Raw genomic sequence first — 23,243 nt, forward strand, 5'->3', positions numbered from 1 at the left:
TTGAACTGACAGGAACCGCGCGGTAAGCACTTTTCAAAGCGTGGAGGGATTTCTATGGCAGTGGGTGAGACGGGCGATCTGGTCAGTGTCGAATGGCTGGCCAAACATCTGGGCGCACCTGATCTGCGCATCCTCGACGCCAGCTGGTTCCTGCCCGCGCAGGGCCGCGATGCCCGTGCCGAGTATGAGGACGAGCATATCCCCGGTGCTCGTTTCTTTGACATAGATGAGATCTCGGACAGTGCGTCCGATTTGCCGCATATGGCCCCCCCGGTCGAGAAGTTCATCTCACGCATGCGGGCGATGGGCATCGGCGATGGGCATCGTGTTGTGGTCTATGACAGCACTGGCCTGTTTTCCGCACCCCGCGTCTGGTGGCTGTTCCGCCTGATGGGCAAGAGCGACATCGCCGTTCTGGACGGTGGCCTGCCCGCATGGAAGGCCGCGGGCCACCCTGTCGAGGATGACTTGCCCTTGCTGCGTGACCGCCACTTCACCGCACGGCGCGACACGACCAAAGTGCGCGACGTCACGCAGGTCGCGGCACAGGTCAAGCTGGGTCAGGAACAGATCGTGGATGCCCGTTCCCCCGCCCGGTTCAAGGGTGAAGAGGAGGAGCCACGCCCCGGTCTGCGCGCGGGCCATATCCCCAATTCGCTGAACGTCTATTACAGGGACGTGCTGACGAGGGATGGAACAATGAAGTCGCAGGACGAACTGCGCACCGTGTTCGAGGGCGCCGACGTCGATCTGGACAAACCGATCATCACCACCTGCGGCTCCGGCGTGACGGCCGCGATCCTCAGCCTCGCGCTCGCTGTGATCGGGCATCGTCAGGTCGCGCTCTACGATGGATCGTGGGCCGAATGGGGGATGTACCCGGATCTGAAGGTCGTTCAGGGATGAGGCGCGAGGCAGGTGAGAAGGTCGAATATACCATCACCTTTCTGGAAATGAACGAACGGCCCGGTTTTCCCCGTCCTCCCGCGCCCAGCCGCCCCCCCGTGGCCTTGCTGAGGGCGGAGGATCCGCCGGTGCGCTATTTCCTCGACCTGTATCGCGGTGTCGGCTCCGATTGGGAATGGAACGATCGCTTGCGCCAGCCCCATGCGGAACTGGAGGCGTTCGTCTGCGATCCGAAGGTGCATCTGTACACCCTGATCCGAAACGGCTGGCCGTCGGGGTTCTTCATGCTCGACCACCGTCAGGATGAGATCTGCGATCTGGCCTATCTGGGCTTGATGCCTGAGGTCGTGGGGGCCGGTCTGGGCACCTGGTTGTTGCGCACGGCGATCCATTCCGCATGGGATGCCCCGGAAACCCGGCTCCTGACCATCAATACCTGCACGCTGGACCACCCGCGTGCGCTGCCGCTCTATCAGAAAAACGGGTTTTCGCCCGTGCGCCAAGAGATCGCGACCATGGTGCTGCGCGCACCGCGCGAAATGCCCTAAGGAGGCTTTCCAATGTTCAGCACCCTTCCCGAGCCGAAGCCGGACGCCATTATCGCGCTGATTCAGGCCTTTGCCGACGATCCGCGTGAGGACAAGGTCGATCTGGGGGTCGGCGTCTACAAGGACGATGCCGGCAAGACCCCGGTCATGCGCAGCGTAAAGGAGGCAGAGCGTCGCCTGCTGGCCCGGCAGGACACCAAGAGCTATACGAAACTCACCGGAAACCCCGATTTTGTCGCCGGTATGCAGCGCCTTGCCTTGGGTGAGGTGAACGACCGTCTGACCGGCGCGCAGGCCCCTGGCGGCACCGGGGCGTTGCGCGTGCTGTTCGAACTGACCCTGCGGGCGAACCCGAATGCGCGGTTCTGGCATTCCGATCCCAGCTGGCCAAACCATCAGGCGATGCTGGCCAGTATGAAGGTTCCGCACCAGACCTATCCGTATTTTGACACCGATACGCTGGGCGTGAAGTTCGATGCGATGATCGAGACGCTGGACAGGCTGGGCCCGGACGACATCGTGATCCTGCACGGCTGCTGCCACAATCCCACCGGCGCGAACCTGACTCAGGCGCAGTGGGAGCGTGTGACGCAAAGCGCACAGGACAATGGCTGGATGCCGCTGGTGGATTTCGCCTATCAAGGCCTCGGGGACGGGTTGGAGGAGGACGCGTGGGGCGTGCGCCACATGGCGTCGAAGCTCTCGCGTTTGATGATCGCCATGTCGTGCTCGAAGAATTTCGGCCTCTACCGCGACCGGGCCGGCTGCGCCATCGTTCAGTGTGAAAACGCGGCGGAGGCGGCGCTGGTCGCGGCGACGCTGGGTGTGGTGAACCGGTTGCTCTATTCCTTCGCGCCGGACCATCCTGCATCGGTTGTGGCGGAAATCCTGGGCGATCCCGAGCTTCGCGCCGATTGGGAGGCCGAGCTGGGCGCAATGCGCGATCGCATCAACGGCCTGCGCACCGGTCTGGCAGAGGCGCTTCGGCAGGAGACGAATTCCGACAGGTTCGATTTCATCGCGGAACATCGCGGCATGTTCTCGCGTCTCGGGGCGACCCCCGAACAGGTGGCCGCGATGCGTGAGGGGGGCATCTACATGGTGGGCGACAGCCGGATGAACATCGCAGGTCTGACCAGTGACAAGCTGCGCGATTTCGCACGCGGTGCGGCAAAGGCGGGAATTTGATGGCCGCGCTGCCTTATATCACGGCGGATGACGTCGGCAAATGCGACTGGCCGCGTCTGGTCGATGCGCTGCAGGCGGGGCATCGCGGTGCGGTGCCGGAAATCGCGGATCAGTTCCTGCATCGCGGCGAGGATGTGATGTTGAGCCGTGCCGCCTGGATCGACGGGCTGGGCGTGGGCGTGAAGTCGGTCACGGTCCTGCCGGGCAACACGGACAAGGGCCTGCCCAGCGTGCAGGGCGCGATGCTGATCTTCGACGATGCTACGGGCGCTCCGCGTGCCCTGATCGACAGCGAGTTGATCACACGCTGGAAAACGGCTGCGGATTCAGTGCTGGGCGCGCGTCTGCTGGCGCGCGAGGATGCAAAACACCTGTTGATTGTCGGCGCAGGCTCAGTCGCGGCGAGTCTGATCGAGGCCTATCCCGCCGTTCTGCCGGGACTCGAGCGGATCACCATCTGGAACCGCACGACAGCCAAGGCGCAGACTTTGGCCGCCGCGCATTCCGGCGTTGAGGTCGCGTCCGATCTGCACGCGGCGTTGGCCGATGCGGATATCGTGTCCACCGCGACGATGAGCAGCGCCCCGATCCTGCCCGGTGCCCTGCTGCGGCCCGGCACTCATGTTGATCTGATCGGGGCATTTACCGAGACCATGCGCGAGGCGGATGACGAGGTTCTGCGCCGCGGCCGCCTGTTCGTCGATGCGCGGGAAACCACAGTGGATCATATCGGGGAGCTGACGATCCCGCTGGCGGCGGGAACCATCAGCCGTACCGACATACAGGGCGACCTGCGCGATCTGGTTGCGGGCAGCGTGAAGCGCGACAGCATGCAAGAGATCACGGTGTTCAAGAATGGCGGCGGGGCGCATCTGGATCTGATGACCGCCGATCTGATTCTGACGATCTGCGGCGTTTAAGGAACTTTTCGCAATACGGTCACGTTGAGTGATTGTAATTGAAGATGAAAAGGAACTTTCCATGCGCAGCATCATTTATCTTGTCGGTCTCGTCGTCGTCGTTCTGGTCATTCTGAGCCTGCTCGGCATCGTTTGACCTTCGGGCCGTCACTGCGCGGCTGCAACATCTTCATGTGCATTCAGGCTGATCTGGAAACTTGCACCCGGCCCCTTCGGAGAGAGAGTAAGATCACCGTCCAGATTGCGCATGATTTCCCTGCTGATCGGCAGGCCAAGCCCAGCACTGCCCGCAAGGGTCTGATGGCCGAGCCGGGTGAATTTCTCGAACACCTTTTCCTGATCCTCAGGCGCGATGCCGGGGCCGTTATCCGCGATGGTAATGGTTACTCTATGCTCGGTTTTCTTGACCTGCACGATGATCGCGGGGGGGCTGCCTTGCCCGTATTTCACCGCATTGCTCAACACATTTATCAGCACCTGCGCCAGCCTGTCGCGATCGGCTGAAACGGTAATGTCCTGTCCGGGCGCGTGGATCAGTTGCACTCCCGCCCGTCGCATCAAAGGTTCCGTCGCCGCCAGCGCCTGTTCTATCGTCGCGTTGAGCGAGACCGGAACCTGCACGATCTGCGCCTGACCGTTTTCCAGCACCGAGACATCGAGGATTTCATCCAGCAGGCGCGTCAAACGCTGGCTTTCTTCGTGTATGATGGACACGAAGCGCCGAGCCTGATCCGGCTCCAGATCATCGCCGTCGCGCAGGATCTCCGCGAATGACCGCACGGAGGTCATCGGCGTGCGCAACTCGTGACTGACCTGGCTGAGGAAGGCGTCCTTCTGCTCCGCGATTTCGTGCAACTGCGCGTTCGCATGGCGAAGCTGGGATGCTGTCTCCTCCAACTCGCGGCTCTTTTCCTCGATCCGGTTGGAATATTCGATGATCTGGGCGGTTTCATCGGCCATGCGCATCAGTTCCGACACTGACACCGTACCGTGCCCCCCGATCTGGCTGACCATCGCATGAGCGGAGGCCGCGCCGATTGCGCCGGCCAGGGCGCGCTCCAACCTCTGCGTCAGGTCTGAGGAGGGGTCGGGCAGGCCGCTTGCCTTACCCTGCGCACGTGCCGTCTGCGTGAACATCCGCCACGCGGTTTCACGGCCGAGGATGCGTTGGGCAAGCTCGAACAAATCCTCGGATTTCGCGGTGCGTCGCAGGGCCATGCCGGGGCGGTCGGCGGTGCCGGTGAACACATCGACAAACAGTTTCGCCTGCAGTTGCTCCAGCGCGCCGGGCCGTGACAGCAGCGATACCACGACCAGCGCGCTGACATTCACCGCCATCGACCACAGCGTCGCGTGGACGAGGGGATCTTCGAATTCAGAACCGAACAATCCTTGCGGCCGCAGCAGCTCCACACCCCATGGCCCGTTGGCGATCACTTCGGGTGACAGCAGGAACGTGCCGTCGAAACTGGGTATGAACAGTGCATAGGCCCAGACCCCGAAGCCCAGTATCACTGCTGTAATCGCCCCGGTTCGCGTTGCACCGCGCCAGTACAATGCGCCGATGATGCTGGGAAACAACTGCGCCGCCCCCAAAAACGAGATCAATCCGATGGAGGCCAGCGAGGTGGAGCCGCCCGTGACCCGGAAATAGATATAGCCCAGCGCCAACACTCCGATGATGCTGGCGCGCCGTGACAGCAACAGCATTCCGCGCACATCGCCGCTTGCCGCCGTTGTATGTCGCGTGGATCGCAGCCAGAGCGGCATGATGATGTGGTTCGATACCATGGTGCTGAGCGCGATGGCCGCGACGATGACCATGGACGTCGCGGCGGAAAACCCGCCCAGAAACGCCAGCAGCGCCAGTCCACCGTTCCCGGCGCCCAGCGGCACAGTCAGAACATAGATGTCCGGATTCGCATCGGCGGGCAGTCCGGTCATGCCCATGATCGCGATGGGCATGACAAACAGGGACATCAGGAAGACATAGAAAGGAAATGCCCAACTGGCCGTTGCCAGATGACGCTCATCCACATTCTCGACCACGGCGACCTGAAACATCCGGGGCAGGCAGATCACGGCGGTGGCGGACAGGAACAGCAGCGTGACCCATCGCGGACCGAAGACATCCGCGCTCAACAATTCGGGGTCGGGCAGCCGGGCAAAGATATCCGCCGGGCCATCAGCGATACCAAAGACCACGAACAGACCGACGGAGGTCAGCGCGACAAGTTTCACGACCGCCTCCACCGCGATGGCGGTCACGACGCCATAATGCTGTTCATTGGCATCGACATGCCGGGTGCCGAACAGGATGGTGAAGGCGGCCAAACCGCTCGCGATCCAGAACGCCGTCTGCGCGGGGCGCGTGCCAACATCCGAGAACAGCGTGAAGCTCAGACTCAACGATTGCAGTTGCAGCGCGATATAGGGGGTGGAGGCGAGCACGGCGATCAGCGTCACGACGACGCCGATGGACGTGCTCTTGCCATAGCGGGAGGACAGCAGATCCGCGACTGAGGTGATGCGTTGTTCCCGCGAAATTCGCACCAGTTTGCGCAGGATCAGCCACCAGCCCAGAAATGTCAGCGTCGGGCCCAGATAGATCGTCACGAACTCCATGCCGCTGCGCGCGGCCGAGCCGACCGCCCCGTAATAGGTCCAGGTCGTGCAATAGACCGACAGCGACAGGGTGTAGACCCAGGGCGATCTGATCCAACCGAACTGACCACGCTTCGCCCGTTGTTCCGCCCAGAATGCGATGCAGAACAACAGGGTGACGTACAATAGGCACGTGATGACGATCGTGTTCCAACTGGGCATGATTATTCGTCGTCCGGGTGCGACAACAGGTGTGCCAACCGTCGGGCGATGGCAATCAGCGCCAGCCATTGGCCGAACAGCCATAGCACGATCAGCGGAATGCCGAATACCGTGACGGGGACGGCGAACAACCCGACGAAGGGCGGCAGGATCAACATCGCGGCGAAGATTGGCAGAATGACCGCTCCGTCATAGCGCCGCTTGCGCGCGCGAGGGATGTCCTCCGGCTGGCTCACGGATCCAGTCCGGTAAGCCGGCGTGCCTCCGCGATGATGGCGGCGTTCGAGAACGGCTTGGTCATGAACAGATCGGCACCCAGTTGTTCTGCCTGATCGCGGTCACGGGTCTGGCCCTTGGCTGTCAGCATCATAACCGGGGTCGCGCTCAGCCCGTCATGGGCGCGCAGATCGCGCAGCACGTCGAAGCCCGAAAGGTTGGGAAGCATCACGTCCAGTATCATCAGATCGGGTGAAACACGCTCCGCCTCACCCATGGCGCGGGCGCCGTCGGGCATGGTGGAAACCTCGAACCCGTCGCGGCGCAGCAGGAACGCCAGCGATTCCATGATATTAGCCTCATCCTCGACGATCAGAATGCGTTTGGGCATAGGTCTCCTTCCCTCCCCGGCGCATATGCGTCATCTGTCGTGACCCTTGGCGCGTGGGATACCTTAGCGCCGCGAGCGGTCATGCGGCAACGTCAAAGCTGATGCGCGATCACAGGCTCCGCGATGCGGGCGGTACAGCGCGTTCGGGAGCAGACCCGGCATCCCGGCCCTGCGGCGACGGTGCCCGGATCGGTGGGCGCAAACAGATGTCGCGCGGAATCGGGAACGATCAGCATCGTGGCGGACGGGCGCCCGCGTTCGCCCATACGGTGGGGCGCGTCTATTTCGGCGGTGCAGATCGCCAACGTGCTCTGACCGCCGGGCATCTGAACATCGACAGGCCAGGTCGTGCCGGGTTGCCAGAGCGCGTCGAAGACCGGTAGCAGCGGACAGGCCGCCATCTGACGTGAGATCGGCCAGTCGGGCAGGGGACGACGCAGCAATATCTGGCCCGCGCCGTTGATCGCGATCAGTCCCAACGGCGCCTGCCCCTGGCGGAAGGCCAGCCTGCGCATCAGTTGCGCGACACCAACGCCCAGCTTACGCGCCGCCACAGTCAAGTCGAGCGGCGTGGCAAGCAGATCGTCGAGCACCGCCTCCGGAACAGCTTCGGCATCGTTTCGCCATCGGGTCAGCCAGTGGCGCAGTTCGGCACGCGCGGCGGCCCCCTTTGGCAGCAACGTGTCCAGCAATGGCTCCACCTCACCGCCATGCTCCAACTGTGTGAAGCTGTAGCCCGCCGTTTCTAGGATGCGGGCGACCTCTTCTTCGGGTGTCGCCGGGGGGCGGTCGGAGGAGGCAGTGCGGTCGAAGTAATCTGTCAGGGCACCGGCAACCTCGCTCAATCGCTGGCTCTCGTCATGGATGGCACGGGTGAACCGCTGGCGCTGTGGCGCTTCTATGTCGTCCACCGTGGCCAGGATCGACGCGGTGGAGCGGATCGCGGTGATGGTGGTCAGCATCTCATGCATGTCCGATTGCAGCACCGGGTCATGGGTCAGCCGATCACCCAGCGCCTCGACCGTGGTGCGCAATTCACGGTTCGTCTGATCGAGCGTGGAAATCATGCGGGCCCAGCCGGGATAGCGACCGACGAATTCCTCAATCTGATGCGTCTCGGGGTCATGGACCGGCAGATCGGCGGCAGCCTCGCGCAGGGCCGCGACCAGGCCGAGGGTCGCTTGTTCGCCCAGTGCGGAGGGCGGTACATCCAGCGCCCGCGCCAGCGCCAAAAGCACCTTTCCCGCGACCGGGCGGCGGTTGTGCTCGATAAGATTGAGGTAGGACGGCGAAATTCCGGCCTCTCGCGCCAAGGCGGTCTGTGACAGGCCAAGGACGAGCCGACGCTCGCGAATCCGCAGCCCTGCGAACGACCGCACCATGGGGAAAATCCTTTTGCAAAAGCGCCTTACCGCGCCGCAATGTAATGTTCTTCACAGATCGACACATTGCAACTGTAAATATTTTACAAAATTAATATGCAAAAGCAACAACTTGTTGATTTGTTTACACCGACCTCGAATAGTGACGTCAGGTCAGAAATGGCCTGCCTGTGCCGTTCAGTCGCATCAAGAACGACCGACGCAGGCGATCCGACACAAAGGGAGGAACCTCATGTCGAAATCGAACTTCAGCCGTCGCGGTGTGCTCAAGACTGGCGCGGCCTTTGGCGGCGTTCTCGCAGCGCCGACATTCTTCACGTCCGCGGCCAACGCGTTCACCAACGCGCCGGGCGCGTCTTCCGTGACATTCGGCTTCAACGTGCCGCAGTCCGGCGCCTATGCCGACGAAGGTGCGGACGAACTGCGCGCATACCAACTGGCCGTGAAGCACCTGAACGGTGAGGGTGACGGCGGAATGCTCAACACCTTCTCGTCACGTGCGCTGGACGGCACCGGCATTCTGGGTCGCAAGGTCGAGTATGTTACGGGCGACACGCAGACCAAATCCGACGCTGCGCGTGCCTCTGCCCGCTCGATGATTGAGCAGGACGGCGCAATCATGATCACCGGTGGTTCGTCCTCGGGCGTGGCCGTGGCGGTTCAGGGTCTGTGCCAGGAAGCTGGCGTGATCTTCATGGCGGGTCTGACCCACTCGAACGACACGACCGGCAAGGACAAGAAGGCGAACGGCTTCCGTCACTTCTTCAACGCCTACATGTCTGCGGCTGCCCTGGCACCCGTGCTGTCGGCCAACTATGGCAATGACCGCAAGGCATATCACCTGACGGCAGATTACACCTGGGGCTGGACGCAGGAAGAATCCATCGCGGCCGCGACCGAAAATCTGGGCTGGGAGACAATCAACAAGGTGCGCACCCCGCTGGGCGCCGGCGATTTCTCGCAGTACATCACGCCGATCCTGAACTCCGGTGCCGATACGCTGATCCTGAACCACTATGGCAATGACATGGTGAACTCGCTGACGCAGGCGGTTCAGTTCGGTCTGCGCGACCGTCAGGTCAACGGCAAGGACTTCCAGATCGTCGTTCCCCTCTACTCCCGCCTGATGGCGCAGGGTGCGGGCGAAAACGTGAAGGGCATCTTCGGCTCCACCAACTGGCACTGGTCGCTTCAGGATGAGGCTTCGCAGGCCTTTGTGCGCGCGTTCGGTCAGGAATACGGCTTCCCGCCGTCCCAGGCTGCGCATACCTGCTACGTGCAGACGCTGCTCTATGCGGATGCTGTGCAGCGCGGTGGCGACTTCAACCCGTGCGCGGTGGCCGAAGCCCTCGAAGGGTTCGAGTTCGACGGTATGGGCAACGGGCCGACCCTGTATCGTGCCGCCGATCACCAGTGCTTCAAGGACGTTCTGGTGGTGAAGGGCAAGGACAACCCCTCCAACCAGTTCGACCTTCTGGAAGTGGTGGATGTCACCCCGGCCGATCAGGTTACCTATGCACCCGATCACCCCATGTTCGCCGGTGGTGAGCTGGGTGAGTGCAACCCGGGCGCGTAAGCACCTTCGGGCCGCCTTGCCTCGGGGCGGCCCATCCCCCTCATTCAACACCGGGAGCATCAGATGGGCGATATCGTCCTGCAAATTCTCAATGGCCTCGACAAGGGTTCCGCATATGCGTTGATCGCCCTTGGCCTCACCCTTATTTTCGGAACGCTCGGCGTTGTGAACTTCGCCCATGGCGCATTGTTCATGCTGGGCGCATTCGTCACCGTTACGTTCACCAACCTGCTCAGCTTCGAACGCGTCACCCTGTCCGAGACGGAAACGACGGCCTGGGGATCCCCGCTGGAAATCCGCGAGCCCGTGCTTCAGGCATGGTTCGGGGATTTCGGCCTGTGGTTGATCGACTATTCGGTGCTGGTGTCAATCCTCGTCGCGATCCCGATCATGTTCATCATCGGAGTGGTGATGGAACGCGGGCTTATCAAGCATTTCTATTCCCGCCCCCATGCGGAACAGATCCTCGTGACCTTCGGCCTTGCCATCGTGTTGCAGGAAATCGTGCGCACGTTCTATGGCGCGAACTCGATCTCGCAATCGGCACCCGACGCGTTGCGCGGAATGATGGATTTCGGGGTCGTTCTGGGATTCGAGCCTGGCATGGTGCCCTATCCCACATGGCGTTTCGTCTATTTCTTCTTCGCGGTGGTGGTCATCGGTGGCGTCTTTGCCTTTCTGCAATTCACCACCTTCGGAATGGTCGTGCGGGCCGGCATGGCGGATCGGGAAACCGTGGGCCTGCTGGGCATCGACATCGACAAGCGGTTCACCTTCATGTTCGGTCTGGCGGCCACGGTCGCGGGTCTGGCGGGGGTGATGTACACGCCGATCCTGTCACCCAACTATCAACTGGGCATGGATTTCCTTGTGCTGAGCTTCATCGTGGTCGTGGTTGGGGGTATGGGTTCGCTGCCCGGCGCGGTGGCGGCGGGGTTCCTGCTGGGCATCCTGCAATCCTTCGCCTCGATGAACGAGGTAAAGGAGATCATTCCGGGCATCGACCAGATCATCATCTATCTCGTCGCCGTCATCATTCTGCTTACCCGACCCCGGGGCCTGCTGGGCCGCGCGGGCGTGATGGAGGACTGAGCCATGTTCGGATCCAAGATCTCCGACACTACGACGCTGATCCTGTTCGTGATCGTGGTCGCCTTGATTCCGCTGCTCGCGGCACCGTTGGGGGCGGGCTACCCTGCGCTGATGCAGTTCTTCGCGATTTTCGGCATCCTGGCGATCGGCTTTAACATCCTGTTCGGCCTGACCGGCTATCTCAGCTTCGGGCATGCGGCCTTTCTGGGGGTCGGTTCCTATTCGGCGGTGTGGATGTTCAAGCTGTTAAGCATGAACGTGATCCCGGCGCTGATCCTGTCAATCCTGATCGCGGGCGTGTTCGCTCTCATCATCGGGTTTGTCAGCTTGCGCCGGTCCGGTATCTACTTTTCGATCCTGACGCTGGCCTTCGCGCAGATGAGCTACAAGCTGGCCTATTCGGTGCTGACCCCGATCACCAACGGTGAAACAGGTCTGCAACTGGCGCTGGACGATCCGCGGATTCTGGACAGTGCCCGCACCAGTGGCCAATTGCCGACGCCCAACCTGTTCGGTCTGGATATGAATGCGACGCGCGTGGTCGATGTCCTGGGTCTCGAAGTGCAGCTGAACTTTGGCTACTTCTTCTCGGCGGCGTTTCTGGTGCTGGCATTCTGGATCGCGATGCGCATCTTCCGCTCGCCCTTCGGTCTGATGCTCAAGGCGGTGAAGACCAACCAGAACCGGCTGAACTATACCGGCGTCAATACCCGGCCCTACACGCTGGCGGCGTTCGTCATCTCCGGCATGTATGCGGGTCTGGCGGGCGGATTGCTGGCCTGCATGGACCCCCTCGCCGGGGCGGAGCGCATGGTCTGGACCGCATCGGGAGAGATCGTTCTGATGACGATCCTGGGCGGTGCGGGCACCTTGCTGGGGCCGATCATCGGTGCGACCGTCATCAAGTTCGCCGAGGCCAAGCTGTCCAAGTTCAACGAGGGCGTCGTGCATGGCTGGTTCGATTTCCTGCCTGACGGGCTGGCGGACGTGCTGACATGGGTCGTGGCGAAATTCGTCGGTGATGGCTGGCACCTGACGCTGGGTCTGGTCTTCATGCTGGTCGTGACGTTCCTGCCCGGCGGTCTGGTCGAGGGCGCACGCCGCATCGGCGGTTATCTGGGGCGGCGCGGTCAGAAGGAAGACCTCGAACAGCTCGGCTCCAACGTGCAGGGTGGCAAGACCACCGCTGCGGAATAAGGGAGAGGGACGATGGGTATTCTCGAAGTCCAGAACGTAAACAAGCGCTTCGGCGGTTTGCAGGCGCTCGACGATGTCAACTTGAATGTTGAGGAAAACACGGTCCACGCCATCATCGGACCGAACGGCGCGGGCAAGTCCACGCTGCTCAACTGCTTCGTCGGGCGGCTGACGCCCGACACCGGCACCGTGATGTTCGACGGGCAGAGCCTGATCGGGCGCAAACCGCACGAGATCAACCAGATGGGCGTCAGCCGCGTTTTTCAGACGCCCGAGATCTTCACCGATCTGACCATTCTGGAAAACGTGATGATCCCGTCCTTTGCCAAGCGTGACGGGGCGTTCAAACTGTCCCCCTTCGCGGCGGTGAAGGCCGAAAGTGCCATTCGCGATCATGCCGAGGATATGCTGGGTCAGGTCGGAATGCTGGAAAAGCGTCATATGGTGGCCTCCGCCATGTCTCGCGGTGACAAGCGGCGGCTGGAGATGGCGATGTGCCTGGCGCAAAGCCCCAAGCTGCTGCTGCTGGATGAGCCGACGGCCGGCATGGCGCGCGCGGACACGAACGCGACGATCGACCTGCTCAAGCAGATCGCAGACAGCCGTCCGATCACCTTCGTGGTCATCGAGCACGACATGCACGTCGTGTTCTCTCTCGCCGATCGGATTAGCGTGCTCGCACAGGGTCACGTGATCGTCGAGGACCACCCGAGCAACATCAAGGGCAACCCCAAGGTGCGCGAAGCGTATCTGGGCGACGCGCACGAGTGAGGACGAAACATGACTGAAACTTCTACTCTGAGAGCGCCTGAGCATCCTTCCTCGCCTGCCTATTTCTCCTGCGTCGACATGCACGCCTATTATGGTGAAAGCTACATCGTGCAGGGCATCAGCATGAACATCCGGGAGGGCGAGATCCTCGCCCTGCTCGGGCGGAACGGCGCGGGAAAGACCTCCACGCTCAGGGCCATTGCGCGGGCGGGCTCACCTATGGTCACGCATGGCGAAATCTGGCTGGATCACCAGCCTCTCCATGAGATGAGCGCGCATGAGGCCGCACGTGCCGGCGTGGCACTGGTGCCCGAGGATCGCCGCATCATTCAGGGCCTGACCGTCGAGGAAAACCTGCAACTGGCCCAGATCGCCCCGCCCAAGGGCTGGTCCATCGAGCGTATCTACGAGTTGTTCCCCCGTCTGGGTGAGCGGCGCAAGCAGGAGGGTGTCACCCTGTCGGGCGGTGAGCAGCAGATGCTGGCCATCGGTCGCGCCCTGGCCCGTGACATCAAGTTGCTGTTGCTGGACGAACCTTATGAGGGACTGGCCCCCGTGATCGTCCACGAAATCGAGCGCACATTGCGTGAAATTCGCAGTCTGGGCATCACCACGGTCATTGTGGAACAAAATGCAGTGGCGGCGCTGAAGCTGGCAGACCGGGCGATAATCCTCGATACCGGTACTGTTGTCTATGATGACACGGCCCAGCACCTGCTGGATAACAAGGACATGCGTGAGCAATACCTCGCCATTTGACCTGCATCGCTTCGGCCCTGTCCCGAAGCGCAAGAAAAGTTCTGGAGGGATCCGATGAAGGATATCTACGAACCTGCCGCCGATCTGATCGCAAATGCGCATATCGATGCCGCGGGATACAAGGAAAAATACGCCGCGTCCGTTGCCGATCCGGAGGCGTTCTGGGCCGAGGAGGCAAAGCGCCTCGACTGGATCAAGGCTCCGACGAAAATCAAGAACACGACCTTCGCCTACCCGGATGTCTCGATCAAATGGTTCGAGGACGGCGAATTGAACGTTGCCGCGAACTGCATCGACCGGCACCTGGAAACCCGCCCGGATCAGACCGCGATCATCTGGGAGCCCGACGACCCGCAGGAGGACGCGCAGCATATCACCTATCGTGATCTGCACGCGAATGTCTGTCGGATGGCCAATGTGCTCAAGGATCTGGGCGTGGGCAAGGGCGACCGCGTCATCCTCTACATGCCGATGATACCGCAGGCGGCCTATGCGATGCTGGCCTGCGCGCGGATCGGCGCGATCCACTCCGTCGTGTTCGCCGGGTTCTCATCCGACGCGCTGGCAAACCGGATCAACGGATCGCAGGCGAAGGTGGTCATCACCTCTGACGGGGCGCCGCGCGGCGGCAAGGCCACGAACCTCAAGGACAACGTCAACCAGGCGCTGCTGCATTGCGATGACAGCGTGCAATGTCTGGTGGTCAAGCGGACGGGCCAGCAGATCGCCTGGCGGTCCGAGAACGACATCTGGCTGCATGAGGCCGAGGCGTCCGTCGCGGACACCTGCGCGCCGGAACCGATGAACGCGGAGGATCCGCTGTTCATCCTCTACACCTCCGGCTCCACCGGGATGCCCAAGGGGGTCGTGCACACGACGGGCGGCTATCTGCTCTACGCCGCGATGACGCATCAGTATACGTTCGACTATCACGATGGCGACGTGTTCTGGTGCACCGCCGATGTCGGCTGGGTCACAGGGCACAGCTATATCGTCTACGGTCCTCTGGCGAACGGGGCGACCACCGTGATGTTCGAGGGCGTGCCGACCTGGCCGGACGCCTCGCGCTTCTGGCAGGTTTGCGAAAAGCACAAGGTCACGCAGTTCTACACCGCCCCGACCGCGATCCGTGCGCTGATGGGCAAGGGCGCGAAGTGGGTCGAGGGCTGCGATCTGTCATCGGTCCGTATTCTGGGCACCGTGGGGGAGCCGATCAATCCCGAGGCCTGGACCTGGTACAACGATGTCGTGGGCAAGGGGAAATGCCCCATCGTCGACACGTGGTGGCAGACGGAGACCGGCGGCCACCTGATCACGCCGCTGCCGGGCGCTATTCCCACGAAACCGGGTTCTGCCACGGTGCCGTTCTTCGGCGTGCAGCCCGAGGTCCTAGATGCTGCGACCGGTGAGATCCAGACGCAGACGGAGGCCGAGGGCGTGCTGGTCATCAAGGACAGCTGGCCCGGCCAGATGCGCACCGTCTGGGGTGACCACAACCGGTTCGTGAAGACCTATTTCGCAGACTACAAGGGCTACTATTTCTCGGGCGATGGCTGTCGCCGCGATGCGGATGGCTACTACTGGATCACGGGCCGCGTGGACGATGTCATCAACGTCTCCGGTCACCGGATGGGCACGGCGGAGGTTGAAAGCGCTCTCGTCGCGCATTCCGCCGTATCCGAGGCTGCGGTCGTCGGATTCCCGCATGAGATCAAGGGGCAGGGCATCTATTGCTATGTCACCCTGATGGACGGGCGTGAGCCATCGGACGAGTTGCGGGCCGAGTTGCAGAACCACGTACGTGCCGAGATCGGCCCGATTGCCAAGCCTGATGTGATCCAGTGGGCGCCGGGCCTGCCCAAGACGCGGTCCGGCAAGATCATGCGCCGCATCCTGCGCAAGATCGCTGAAAACGACTATGGTGCGCTGGGCGACACATCCACCTTGGCCGACCCATCGGTCGTGGATGATCTGATCGCGAACCGGGCCGACGGCTGACATTCTGATATATCGAAGGGGCGCTGCGGCGCCCCTTTTCGTTTGGAGGATAATTTTTGATTTCCGCGGGACAGTCGGTGCTTTCGCCTTATCCTGTACGGTGATTTCCACGCCCAACAATTTCGGGAGCGTTCCATGCGCCAGTTTCTCATTCTTCCCGCACTCCTCCTCGCCGCATGTGCACCGCCGCCGCCGGTGGAGCCTGAGGTCGTGGTCTCCACCTGCGATCCTGCCGGATACGATGAGTTCATTGGGCAGAACGAGGAGATTTTCGCACGCTCGACATTCCCCGCACCCATGCGGATCATCCGTCCGGGGCAGTCCGTGACGATGGATTTCAATCCGGAGCGGCTGAACTTCACCCTCGATGACAGCGGCACCATCGTGCAGGTCTATTGCGGCTGATCGGGGCGACAACGAGACCGGCATTTGATCGGGGCGCGCCCGCGCGCGCCCCGGATCGTTTGGTCAGACCGGATCCCAGCAGAAGATGTCGCCCGATACGTCGAGCGGCTGGAAACTGGACCGCAGAGCCGGAATGGCCCGATCGCGCACAGTTTCGATATCCCAGCCGTCCCCGCTATGGACGGAGCGCACCGGACGCGGTTGCGACATCAGGAATATCTCGTTGTGACGCACGGCGAAAATTTGTCCGGTGATGTCTGCCCCCGCATCCGAGGCCAGATGCAGGGCTAGGGGGGCGATTTTCTCCGGCACCATTTCCTTCATCCGGTTGACGCGCTCCTCCTGCTCGGGGCTGTCCACCTTGATCGAGGAGGTCATGCGGCTCCACGCGAAGGGGGCGATGCAGTTCGACCGGACGTTCCAGCGCTTGAGGTCCAGCGCGATGGATTTCGACAGCGCGGCTATCCCCAGCTTGGCAGCGGAATAGTTTGCCTGCGCCAGATTGCCGATCAGGCCGGAGGTCGAGGTCATGTGGATCAGGCTGCCGCTTTCCTGCTGACGAAACACGTCGGCTGCGGCGCGGCTGGTGTTGAACGCACCGTAGAGGTGGACCTTAACCACGGCATCGAAATCCTCGTAGGTCATCTTGTGAAAGAAGCAGTCGCGCAGAATGCCGGCGTTGTTGATGACGGCGTCCAGCCTGCCAAAGCTGTCGGTCGCCTGCGTGACCATTGCCTTCGCGCCATCCGGCTCCGCCACACTGTCGCCGTTGGCAACGGCCTTTCCGCCCAGCTTCTCGATCTGGGCGACCACGGTTTCGGCGGCTTCGCTCGACTCGCGCTTGCCGTCCAAAGATGCGCCGAGGTCATTGACCACGACACTGGCGCCGGCCTTCGCGGCCTGAATGGCAAGGGCGCGGCCGATGCCGCCGCCTGCTCCGGTTACCAGGATGACTTTTCCATCAAGGGGGAGTTGTTCCGACATGTATCCTCCGTCTGTTTGAAGTTTGAAATCACGGTTCGGTCTTTCGGCCAAAGACCCCGCGTTCGATCTGTTCGGCCGCCGTCTTCAGCGATGAGGCCACAGCGGCGAGGCTATCCGCGCCCTGCTGACCGGCGATGGTGATACTGCTCATACCGATGCGAGGTGTCCCCTCGGCATCGCAGGCGAGCGTGGCGACAATTTCGAGCCCGCGAAAAAGGTTGCGATCATAGGCGTGCCCGGTTTCACGCGCCGTCTGCACGTCCTGCCAATAGCTCTCGAATCCCGGCGCATCCTGCCAGCGCACGGTGTCATACCCTGTACGGGTCTGCTGCTCCGTCAGGTTCATCGCCGCGGCATAGACCCGCCCGATGGCACCGCCGAAAACAGGCAGTCGGCTGTTGCGAGAGATGACGGCCTGCACGATCCGCTCCGCCGTGAAGCGGTCGATCAGTACGATCCGGTCGTTTTGCGTGATCTGCCACAGGGCGATCATCACCTGATGCTCCTGCGCAATCTCGTTCATCAAGGGACGTATCAGGTGGGTCGGATTTGCGCCGAGCAGGGGGGCCGCGAATTCCATGATGCCCATTCCCAGCAGGTAGTTCTTGGACAGCGGATCGAAACTGACCAGCCCTTCGTGGGTCAGCGTGCGCAGGATGTTGAATGCCGACGATACGTTCAGACCTGTCTCGCGCGCAATCTGGGTCGCGCCCATGGGCCGCCCCTGGGACGCCAGCAGCCGCAGGATCACCGTTGCGTTCTGCACCGCAGGAACAAATTTTTGACGAAGGTGATCGGACATGATATTTCCCTTATGGAATAATATTCAGTATACAGAATTTCATTGATACGACAAGAGGTGCGTACTCCGCGCCTCGGAGGAGGAGAGCCAAAAATGCTGACAGGTGTGGAAGAGGACGTATTCGCGCAGTTGGTGACGGCGGTGGACCGATTCGCGAAGGAAAGACTGATACCGGCCGAGCGTCAGGTTGAGGAGGAAAACGAAATCCCTCCCGAGATCGTCGCGGAAATGAAGGATATGGGCCTGTTCGGTCTGTCGACACCGCAGGAATTCGGCGGCATCGGCGTCAGCGCCAGTCAGGAGGCGGTGCTGATCGAAACCCTGTGCTACGCCTCTCTCAGCTTTCGGTCGCTGATCGGCACCAATGTCGGGATCGGCGCGCAGGGCATCGTGATGGACGGCACGCCCGAGCAAAAGGACGAATGGCTGCATCGTATCGCGGCGGGCGATGTCATCACCTCGTTCGCCTTGACGGAGCCTGACAACGGTTCGGACGCGGGGGGCATTCGCACATCGGCCCGGCGCGACGGCTCCGATTTCGTCATCAACGGCACCAAACGCTATATCACGAACGCGGTGAAGGCCGGGGTCTTCACTCTGTTCGCCCGGACGGACCCGGACAAATCCGGCGCAGACGGCGTCACCGCTTTCCTCGTTCCGGCCGATACGCCGGGCATCACTGTCGCCAGGCCGGACCGCAAGCTGGGTCAGCGCGGGGCGAAAACCTCCGACGTGATTTTTGACGATGTGCGCATTCCCGAAAGCGCCATCCTGGGCGGGCCAGACAAGCTGAACCAGGGCTTCCGTACCGCGATGAAGGTGCTGGACCGGGGCCGTATCCATGTCGGCGCGATGTCTGTCGGGCAAGGGCAGCGAATGCTGGATATCGCCACGGACTATGCACTGGATCGCAAGCAGTTCGGCAAACCGATCGGGGAGCATCAACTGGTTCAGGGCCTGCTGGCCGATTGCCAGGCCGATCTGCACGCCGCACGCGCACTGGTCAGGGCAACGGCGGATACCTTCGATCGAGAGGGGAAGGCCATTCTTCAGGCGTCGTGCACCAAGTATTTCTGCACCGAGGCGGTGGGCCGCATCGCCGACCGCGCATTGCAGGTTCACGGCGGGGCGGGATACATGGCCGAATATGATATCGAGCGTCTGTACCGCGATGTGCGCGTCTTGCGGATCTACGAAGGCACCAGCCAGATCCAGCAGATGATCATTGGGCGGCGCACCCTGGCGGAGCGTGCGGCATGAGCAACGAAAACACCCCACGCAGGCTCGACCAGATGCCGCCGCAATCCGCATATTCCGTGCTAACGGGTATCGAGCTGGTCAGTGTCACCCCCGACGAGGTGATCTGCCGGATGAAGGTGACGGACGATCTGACCAATCGCAACGGCGCGCTGCATGGCGGCGCGGTGATGACGCTGGCGGACAATGCCGCCGGAACGCTCGCTTTCATCAACATTCCGGCGGAAAAATCCAACACGACGGTCGAGGCGAAGACCAATTTTCTGCGCGGCGTCAGCGTTGGCGACATTGTGACGGCCCATTGTGTGCCGCTGCACCGGGGGCGCACGACTGTCGTGTTGCAGACCACGATGACGCGCGGCGATGGCAAGACCGTTGCCGTGACCACCCAAACTCACCTGATCCTGAACTGGTCGGAGGAACGATCCAAATGACCCAAGCCGATACCAAGGGCCCGCAGGCCACATACGAGGATTTCCTGGCACAGGGGAAATTCATGATCCAACGCGCGAAATCCACAGGGGAATACGTGTTCTATCCGCGCGTGACGACCGCGACCGGCGCGACCGATCTGGAATGGGTCGAGGCAGGCGGGGGTGGAACGCTCTATGCGATCACTGTCAACCGTACCCGCAGTGGATCGAGCAACGTGGCCCTGGTCGATCTGGATGAGGGCGTGCGCATGATGTCCACGCTGCCCGGTGTGGAAACAGCCGAGATCGGATCCCGGCTGACCGCGCGGATTGAGAACGAAGGCGAGACGCCGCGCGTCGTGTTTGATCTGGCAAAAGGAGACTCGGCATGAGCATGCGGGGAAAATCAGCCATCGTCGGAATGGCCACCGCCGGAATAGGAGAGGCACCGGGCTATTCCGCAATGGAACTGCTGGGGCAGGCCGCCGTCGCAGCCGTGGCCGATGCTGGCCTGAAGTTGCAGGACGTGGACGCGGTGTTCGCGGCGACATCCTCGCACGCGTTTCCGACGATGAGTGTGGTCGAATATCTGGGGCTGAAGCCGAAATTCTTCGACGGCACGAATGTCGGCGGCTCCAGCTTTGAATTGCATCTGCTACAGGCGACGATGGCGCTGGACGCGGGCCTGTGTGACGTGGCGCTGGTCTGCTATGGCTCGAACCAGCGCACGGCGGGCGGGCGCCTCGTGTCGATGAGCGAGCCGCAATGGCATGAGACGCCGTACAATCCCCGGCATCCGATCACGGCCTATGGGCTGGCCGCCAGCCGGCACATGCACCAGTACGGCACCACGCGTGAGCAACTGGCCGATGTCGCACTGGCGGCGCGCGGATGGGCGAACCTGAACCCCGAGGCCTTCGCCCGGGGGCCGCTGACGAAGGATGACTTGCTGTCTTCGCGGATGATCTCGGACCCATTGACCAAGGCGGATTGCTGTCTGGTGACGGACGGGGCCGCCGCCGTCATCCTGACCCGCGCGGATCGCGCCAAGGATCACCACGCGAAACCGGTATATTTCATGGGCGCGGGCGCTGCGAACTATCACCGCTCCATCGTTGCGATGCCGGATCTGACCACTACGGCGGCCGTGGACAGTGGCCCGCGCGCGTTCGAGATGGCGGGCGTGCAACGCTCCGATCTGGACCTCGTGATGCTGTATGACGCGTTTACGATCAACACGATCCTGTTCCTCGAAGACCTCGGCTTCTGCCCCAAGGGCGAGGGCGGGCGGTTCGTCGAGGATGGCCGCATCGCACCCGGCGGCGAACTGGCCGTGAACACCAATGGCGGGGGATTGTCCTGCGTTCATCCGGGTATGTACGGCCTGTTCCTGATCGCGGAGGCGGTGGAGCAGATCCGCGGCACCGCGGGGGAGCGTCAGGTTGACGACTGCAATCTGGCCCTGTGTCACGGCAACGGCGGCACGTTGTCCAGCCAGTGCACTGCCATCCTGGGATCGGAGGCTGCATTATGACGGACCTGAGCCATGTGGATGGATTGCTGACCCCCCGATCCGTTGCGGTGATCGGGGCGTCAGAGGATGTCACCCGCATCGGGGGCCGCCCCATCGCGGCGATGCTGAAGGCCGGATACAAGGGCCGCATCCTGTCCGTGAACCCCAAGCGGGAAACCGTGCAGGGATTGCCCTGCTATGCCGATATAGACGCATTGCCGGTTGCGCCGGATGCCGCCCTGATCGCCGTCCCGGCCAAGCTGGTGCCCGAAACGATCGTGGCGCTGGGCCGCAAGGGGTGCAAGGCCGCGACGCTGTTTTCCGCCGGGTTCGCAGAAACCGGGGAGGAGGGCGAGGCCGCGCAGCGTGAGTTGGTGGCCTTGGCGAAATCCTGCGGAATGCGCCTGCTGGGGCCGAATACGCTGGGCGTCTACAATGTCGATATCGGCTATTACGGCACGTTTTCGTCCTCTCTCGACACCGGGTATCCATTGCCCGGCAATATCGGCATCGCCAGCCAGTCCGGTGCATTCGGGGCGCATCTGGGTGCCTTGGCGCGGGATCGGGGGCTGGGATCCTCGATCCTGATGACCACGGGGAACGAGGCGGACATCACCGTCGCGGATGCGATCCGCTGGATGGCGCAGAGCGATGGCATCGACGTGATCTGCACCTATATGGAGGCCGTCAACGATGCGCCGGCCCTGCTGGACGCGCTCGACGCGGCACGCGCGGCTGGCAAGCCCGTGATTGCGCTGAAATCGGGGCGCTCCATCGTGGGGGCGCAGGCCGCCGCCTCGCACACGGCCTCGCTGACCGGTGACGCGGTCGTCGCTGATGCAGTGCTGAAGGCACATGGTGCCATCATCGTGCGCGATTCCGAGGCCATGATGGACATTGCCTATGTCGCCTCCAGAAAGATCTTCCCCACCCGCGATACGTTCGGTGTCATCACCGTCAGCGGTGGTGCCGGCATCGTCATTAGTGACGAGGCGGAGCGGATCGGTTTCGCGATGCCACCCATGCCGTCCGAGGCGCAGGCCCGCCTCAAGGCCGTGCTGCCCTATGGCTCCCCGGTCAATCCTCTCGATTGTACGGCGCAGGCGCTGAATGATCCGTCCTTGCTGGAGAAGTTCACCCGTGCCGCATTGGAGGAAGGGGGCTATGGCGCGGTGCTGTGCTTCTTTACCTATGTGGCGGGCAGCCCCGCGATGTCGGATATCATCCTCAAGGCTGTGAAACCCCTGCGTGAGGCGTACCCGGACCGCATTATCGCCTTTTGCGCATTGGGAGAGCCGGAGGTGCTCAAGGAATATGACGATCAGGGCATTCTGATCTTCAACGATCCGTGTCGCGCGGCGCGGGCGATCCATGCGATTTGCGGCTTCCGCCAGGCCACGCCCCGTGCCATCCCGTCTGCGCCTCCGGTAACACTGCCCGACACCACACCGGACGAAGCTGGCGCGAAGGAAATCCTCGCCGGGTGCGGTATTGCCTGCGCCCCGGAGCAGGCCGTGCAAACCGTCGAGGAGGCTGTCGCCGCGGCCGGGACATTCGGATATCCGGTGGTGATGAAAATCCTCTCGCCGGATATTTTGCATAAATCCGATATCGGCGCGGTCAAACTGGACCTTGGCGATGCCGATGCGGTTCGTGCAGCCTATACCGATATCGGCGCGGCGGTGGCGAAACATGCGCCGGATGCCAGGGTCAGCGGAATGTTGGTTGCCAAGCAACTGTCGGGAGGCGTCGAATGCCTGATGGGCATCAACCGCGACCCGGCGTTCGGGCCGGTGGCGGTCTTCGGGCTGGGCGGTATCTTCGTCGAACTGCTCAACGATGTTGCCGTTCAGGCCTGTCCGTTCGGTGCGGAATCGGCCCGTGAGATGATCCTTTCCATTCGCGGGGCCTCAATCCTGAAGGGCGCGCGCGGGCAGTCGGCGGTGGATATCGACGCGCTGGCGCAGATGCTGTCGCAATTGTCGATGTTCGCCGCCGGGGCAGGGGATCGTCTGGTTTCGGTCGACCTCAACCCTGTGCTGGCCCTGGCCGAGGGGGCCTATGCGCTGGACGCGGTGATCGAAATGGAGGACCGCTGA

Annotated in this window: 22 protein-coding genes; 16 read left to right on the forward strand and 6 right to left on the reverse strand. The window is 62.4% G+C overall.

Going from position 1 to position 23,243, the window contains the following annotated elements; all coding sequences use genetic code 11:
- The first annotated feature begins 54 nt into the window (after positions 1-54).
- Genes sseA through H1S03_RS07540 form a run of 4 tightly spaced genes read left to right on the forward strand, consistent with a single transcriptional unit; the run spans position 55 to position 3,562 of the window.
- A complete protein-coding gene (gene sseA, locus H1S03_RS07525) occupies positions 55-906 on the forward strand; it encodes a 3-mercaptopyruvate sulfurtransferase (protein WP_185803873.1) in 852 nt (283 codons plus the stop codon).
- Complete coding sequence (locus H1S03_RS07530) at positions 903-1,454, forward strand: GNAT family N-acetyltransferase (protein WP_166190137.1); 552 nt, start codon at positions 903-905, stop codon at positions 1,452-1,454. The genes sseA and H1S03_RS07530 overlap by 4 nt, the downstream gene beginning before the upstream one ends.
- Positions 1,455-1,466: 12 nt before the next feature.
- A complete protein-coding gene (locus tag H1S03_RS07535) occupies positions 1,467-2,642 on the forward strand; it encodes an amino acid aminotransferase (protein WP_185803874.1) in 1,176 nt (391 codons plus the stop codon).
- The gene (locus H1S03_RS07540; RefSeq protein WP_185803875.1) at positions 2,642-3,562 is read left to right on the forward strand and encodes an ornithine cyclodeaminase family protein; all 921 of its coding nucleotides are present in this window, start codon (positions 2,642-2,644) and stop codon (positions 3,560-3,562) included. The genes H1S03_RS07535 and H1S03_RS07540 overlap by 1 nt, the downstream gene beginning before the upstream one ends.
- A 147-nt stretch (positions 3,563-3,709) precedes the next feature.
- Here H1S03_RS07540 and H1S03_RS07545 read toward each other — a convergent pair whose 3' ends face one another.
- From H1S03_RS07545 to H1S03_RS07560, 4 genes are all read right to left on the reverse strand, one after another.
- Complete coding sequence (locus H1S03_RS07545) at positions 3,710-6,388, reverse strand: sensor histidine kinase (RefSeq protein WP_185803876.1); 2,679 nt, start codon at positions 6,386-6,388, stop codon at positions 3,710-3,712.
- A 2-nt stretch (positions 6,389-6,390) separates the two neighbouring features.
- Entirely contained in the window at positions 6,391-6,624 is a 234-nt protein-coding gene (locus tag H1S03_RS07550) for a hypothetical protein (RefSeq protein WP_185804040.1), read from the reverse strand.
- Positions 6,621-6,995 (reverse strand): response regulator transcription factor, encoded by a 375-nt coding sequence (locus tag H1S03_RS07555; protein WP_166190148.1) that lies wholly within the window; start codon positions 6,993-6,995, stop codon positions 6,621-6,623. The genes H1S03_RS07550 and H1S03_RS07555 overlap by 4 nt, the downstream gene beginning before the upstream one ends.
- A 92-nt stretch (positions 6,996-7,087) precedes the next feature.
- Positions 7,088-8,377 (reverse strand): helix-turn-helix transcriptional regulator, encoded by a 1,290-nt coding sequence (locus tag H1S03_RS07560; protein ID WP_185803877.1) that lies wholly within the window; start codon positions 8,375-8,377, stop codon positions 7,088-7,090.
- A 232-nt stretch (positions 8,378-8,609) separates the two neighbouring features.
- Here H1S03_RS07560 and H1S03_RS07565 point away from each other — a divergent pair, with 232 nt between their 5' ends.
- The 7 genes from H1S03_RS07565 (at position 8,610) to H1S03_RS07595 (ending at position 16,175) form a co-directional block, all read left to right on the forward strand.
- Positions 8,610-9,953, forward strand: coding sequence for a substrate-binding protein (locus tag H1S03_RS07565; RefSeq protein WP_166190152.1), 1,344 nt, complete (start codon positions 8,610-8,612; stop codon positions 9,951-9,953).
- A 63-nt stretch (positions 9,954-10,016) separates the two neighbouring features.
- Positions 10,017-11,045, forward strand: coding sequence for a branched-chain amino acid ABC transporter permease (locus tag H1S03_RS07570; RefSeq protein ID WP_185803878.1), 1,029 nt, complete (start codon positions 10,017-10,019; stop codon positions 11,043-11,045).
- 3 nt (positions 11,046-11,048) lie between these two features.
- A complete protein-coding gene (locus H1S03_RS07575; protein ID WP_166190156.1) occupies positions 11,049-12,242 on the forward strand; it encodes a branched-chain amino acid ABC transporter permease in 1,194 nt (397 codons plus the stop codon).
- Positions 12,243-12,254: 12 nt separating this feature from the next.
- Positions 12,255-13,013, forward strand: a complete 759-nt coding sequence (locus H1S03_RS07580) for an ABC transporter ATP-binding protein (RefSeq protein WP_166190158.1) — start codon at positions 12,255-12,257, stop codon at positions 13,011-13,013.
- A gap of 9 nt (positions 13,014-13,022) precedes the next feature.
- On the forward strand, positions 13,023-13,772 hold the full coding sequence (locus tag H1S03_RS07585) for an ABC transporter ATP-binding protein (RefSeq protein WP_185803879.1): 750 nt from the start codon (positions 13,023-13,025) through the stop codon (positions 13,770-13,772).
- 54 nt (positions 13,773-13,826) lie between these two features.
- Complete coding sequence (gene acs / locus H1S03_RS07590; protein ID WP_185803880.1) at positions 13,827-15,770, forward strand: acetate--CoA ligase; 1,944 nt, start codon at positions 13,827-13,829, stop codon at positions 15,768-15,770.
- 135 nt (positions 15,771-15,905) lie between these two features.
- Complete coding sequence (locus H1S03_RS07595) at positions 15,906-16,175, forward strand: I78 family peptidase inhibitor (RefSeq protein WP_185803881.1); 270 nt, start codon at positions 15,906-15,908, stop codon at positions 16,173-16,175.
- 63 nt (positions 16,176-16,238) lie between these two features.
- On the opposite strand, the gene H1S03_RS07600 is transcribed toward H1S03_RS07595, so the two are convergent.
- Both H1S03_RS07600 and H1S03_RS07605 read right to left on the reverse strand, forming a co-directional pair.
- Entirely contained in the window at positions 16,239-17,159 is a 921-nt protein-coding gene (locus tag H1S03_RS07600) for an SDR family NAD(P)-dependent oxidoreductase (RefSeq protein ID WP_185803882.1), read from the reverse strand.
- Between the two features lie 28 nt (positions 17,160-17,187).
- The gene (locus H1S03_RS07605; protein WP_185803883.1) at positions 17,188-17,961 is read right to left on the reverse strand and encodes an IclR family transcriptional regulator; all 774 of its coding nucleotides are present in this window, start codon (positions 17,959-17,961) and stop codon (positions 17,188-17,190) included.
- Positions 17,962-18,054: 93 nt separating this feature from the next.
- Here H1S03_RS07605 and H1S03_RS07610 point away from each other — a divergent pair, with 93 nt between their 5' ends.
- Genes H1S03_RS07610 through H1S03_RS07630 form a run of 5 tightly spaced genes read left to right on the forward strand, consistent with a single transcriptional unit; the run spans position 18,055 to position 23,243 of the window.
- A complete protein-coding gene (locus tag H1S03_RS07610) occupies positions 18,055-19,221 on the forward strand; it encodes an acyl-CoA dehydrogenase family protein (RefSeq protein WP_185803884.1) in 1,167 nt (388 codons plus the stop codon).
- Positions 19,218-19,652: a PaaI family thioesterase gene (locus H1S03_RS07615; RefSeq protein ID WP_185803885.1), complete on the forward strand. Its 435-nt coding sequence runs from the start codon at positions 19,218-19,220 to the stop codon at positions 19,650-19,652. Before H1S03_RS07610 ends, H1S03_RS07615 begins: the two co-directional genes overlap by 4 nt.
- The gene (locus H1S03_RS07620; RefSeq protein ID WP_185803886.1) at positions 19,649-20,023 is read left to right on the forward strand and encodes a Zn-ribbon domain-containing OB-fold protein; all 375 of its coding nucleotides are present in this window, start codon (positions 19,649-19,651) and stop codon (positions 20,021-20,023) included. The genes H1S03_RS07615 and H1S03_RS07620 overlap by 4 nt, the downstream gene beginning before the upstream one ends.
- Positions 20,020-21,165, forward strand: a complete 1,146-nt coding sequence (locus H1S03_RS07625; RefSeq protein WP_185803887.1) for a thiolase — start codon at positions 20,020-20,022, stop codon at positions 21,163-21,165. The genes H1S03_RS07620 and H1S03_RS07625 overlap by 4 nt, the downstream gene beginning before the upstream one ends.
- A complete protein-coding gene (locus tag H1S03_RS07630) occupies positions 21,162-23,243 on the forward strand; it encodes an acetate--CoA ligase family protein (RefSeq protein ID WP_185803888.1) in 2,082 nt (693 codons plus the stop codon). The genes H1S03_RS07625 and H1S03_RS07630 overlap by 4 nt, the downstream gene beginning before the upstream one ends.

This window comes from Pontivivens nitratireducens, assembly GCF_014235845.1.
GTDB lineage: Bacteria > Pseudomonadota > Alphaproteobacteria > Rhodobacterales > Rhodobacteraceae > Pontivivens > Pontivivens nitratireducens.

What these genes read in the sequence shown, in the direction of transcription:
- sseA (WP_185803873.1), top strand. Translation starts at nt 55, where the DNA reads ATGGCAGTGGGTGAGACGGGCGATCTGGTCAGTGTCGAATGGCTGGCC.
- acs (WP_185803880.1), top strand. Translation starts at nt 13,827, where the DNA reads ATGAAGGATATCTACGAACCTGCCGCCGATCTGATCGCAAATGCGCAT.
- H1S03_RS07530 (WP_166190137.1), top strand. Translation starts at nt 903, where the DNA reads ATGAGGCGCGAGGCAGGTGAGAAGGTCGAATATACCATCACCTTTCTG.
- H1S03_RS07545 (WP_185803876.1), bottom strand. Translation starts at nt 6,388, where the DNA reads ATGCCCAGTTGGAACACGATCGTCATCACGTGCCTATTGTACGTCACC.
- H1S03_RS07605 (WP_185803883.1), bottom strand. Translation starts at nt 17,961, where the DNA reads ATGTCCGATCACCTTCGTCAAAAATTTGTTCCTGCGGTGCAGAACGCA.
- H1S03_RS07595 (WP_185803881.1), top strand. Translation starts at nt 15,906, where the DNA reads ATGCGCCAGTTTCTCATTCTTCCCGCACTCCTCCTCGCCGCATGTGCA.
- H1S03_RS07615 (WP_185803885.1), top strand. Translation starts at nt 19,218, where the DNA reads ATGAGCAACGAAAACACCCCACGCAGGCTCGACCAGATGCCGCCGCAA.
- H1S03_RS07565 (WP_166190152.1), top strand. Translation starts at nt 8,610, where the DNA reads ATGTCGAAATCGAACTTCAGCCGTCGCGGTGTGCTCAAGACTGGCGCG.
- H1S03_RS07630 (WP_185803888.1), top strand. Translation starts at nt 21,162, where the DNA reads ATGACGGACCTGAGCCATGTGGATGGATTGCTGACCCCCCGATCCGTT.
- H1S03_RS07570 (WP_185803878.1), top strand. Translation starts at nt 10,017, where the DNA reads ATGGGCGATATCGTCCTGCAAATTCTCAATGGCCTCGACAAGGGTTCC.
- H1S03_RS07540 (WP_185803875.1), top strand. Translation starts at nt 2,642, where the DNA reads ATGGCCGCGCTGCCTTATATCACGGCGGATGACGTCGGCAAATGCGAC.
- H1S03_RS07555 (WP_166190148.1), bottom strand. Translation starts at nt 6,995, where the DNA reads ATGCCCAAACGCATTCTGATCGTCGAGGATGAGGCTAATATCATGGAA.
- H1S03_RS07580 (WP_166190158.1), top strand. Translation starts at nt 12,255, where the DNA reads ATGGGTATTCTCGAAGTCCAGAACGTAAACAAGCGCTTCGGCGGTTTG.
- H1S03_RS07560 (WP_185803877.1), bottom strand. Translation starts at nt 8,377, where the DNA reads ATGGTGCGGTCGTTCGCAGGGCTGCGGATTCGCGAGCGTCGGCTCGTC.
- H1S03_RS07600 (WP_185803882.1), bottom strand. Translation starts at nt 17,159, where the DNA reads ATGTCGGAACAACTCCCCCTTGATGGAAAAGTCATCCTGGTAACCGGA.
- H1S03_RS07575 (WP_166190156.1), top strand. Translation starts at nt 11,049, where the DNA reads ATGTTCGGATCCAAGATCTCCGACACTACGACGCTGATCCTGTTCGTG.
- H1S03_RS07585 (WP_185803879.1), top strand. Translation starts at nt 13,023, where the DNA reads ATGACTGAAACTTCTACTCTGAGAGCGCCTGAGCATCCTTCCTCGCCT.
- H1S03_RS07620 (WP_185803886.1), top strand. Translation starts at nt 19,649, where the DNA reads ATGACCCAAGCCGATACCAAGGGCCCGCAGGCCACATACGAGGATTTC.
- H1S03_RS07610 (WP_185803884.1), top strand. Translation starts at nt 18,055, where the DNA reads ATGCTGACAGGTGTGGAAGAGGACGTATTCGCGCAGTTGGTGACGGCG.
- H1S03_RS07535 (WP_185803874.1), top strand. Translation starts at nt 1,467, where the DNA reads ATGTTCAGCACCCTTCCCGAGCCGAAGCCGGACGCCATTATCGCGCTG.
- H1S03_RS07625 (WP_185803887.1), top strand. Translation starts at nt 20,020, where the DNA reads ATGAGCATGCGGGGAAAATCAGCCATCGTCGGAATGGCCACCGCCGGA.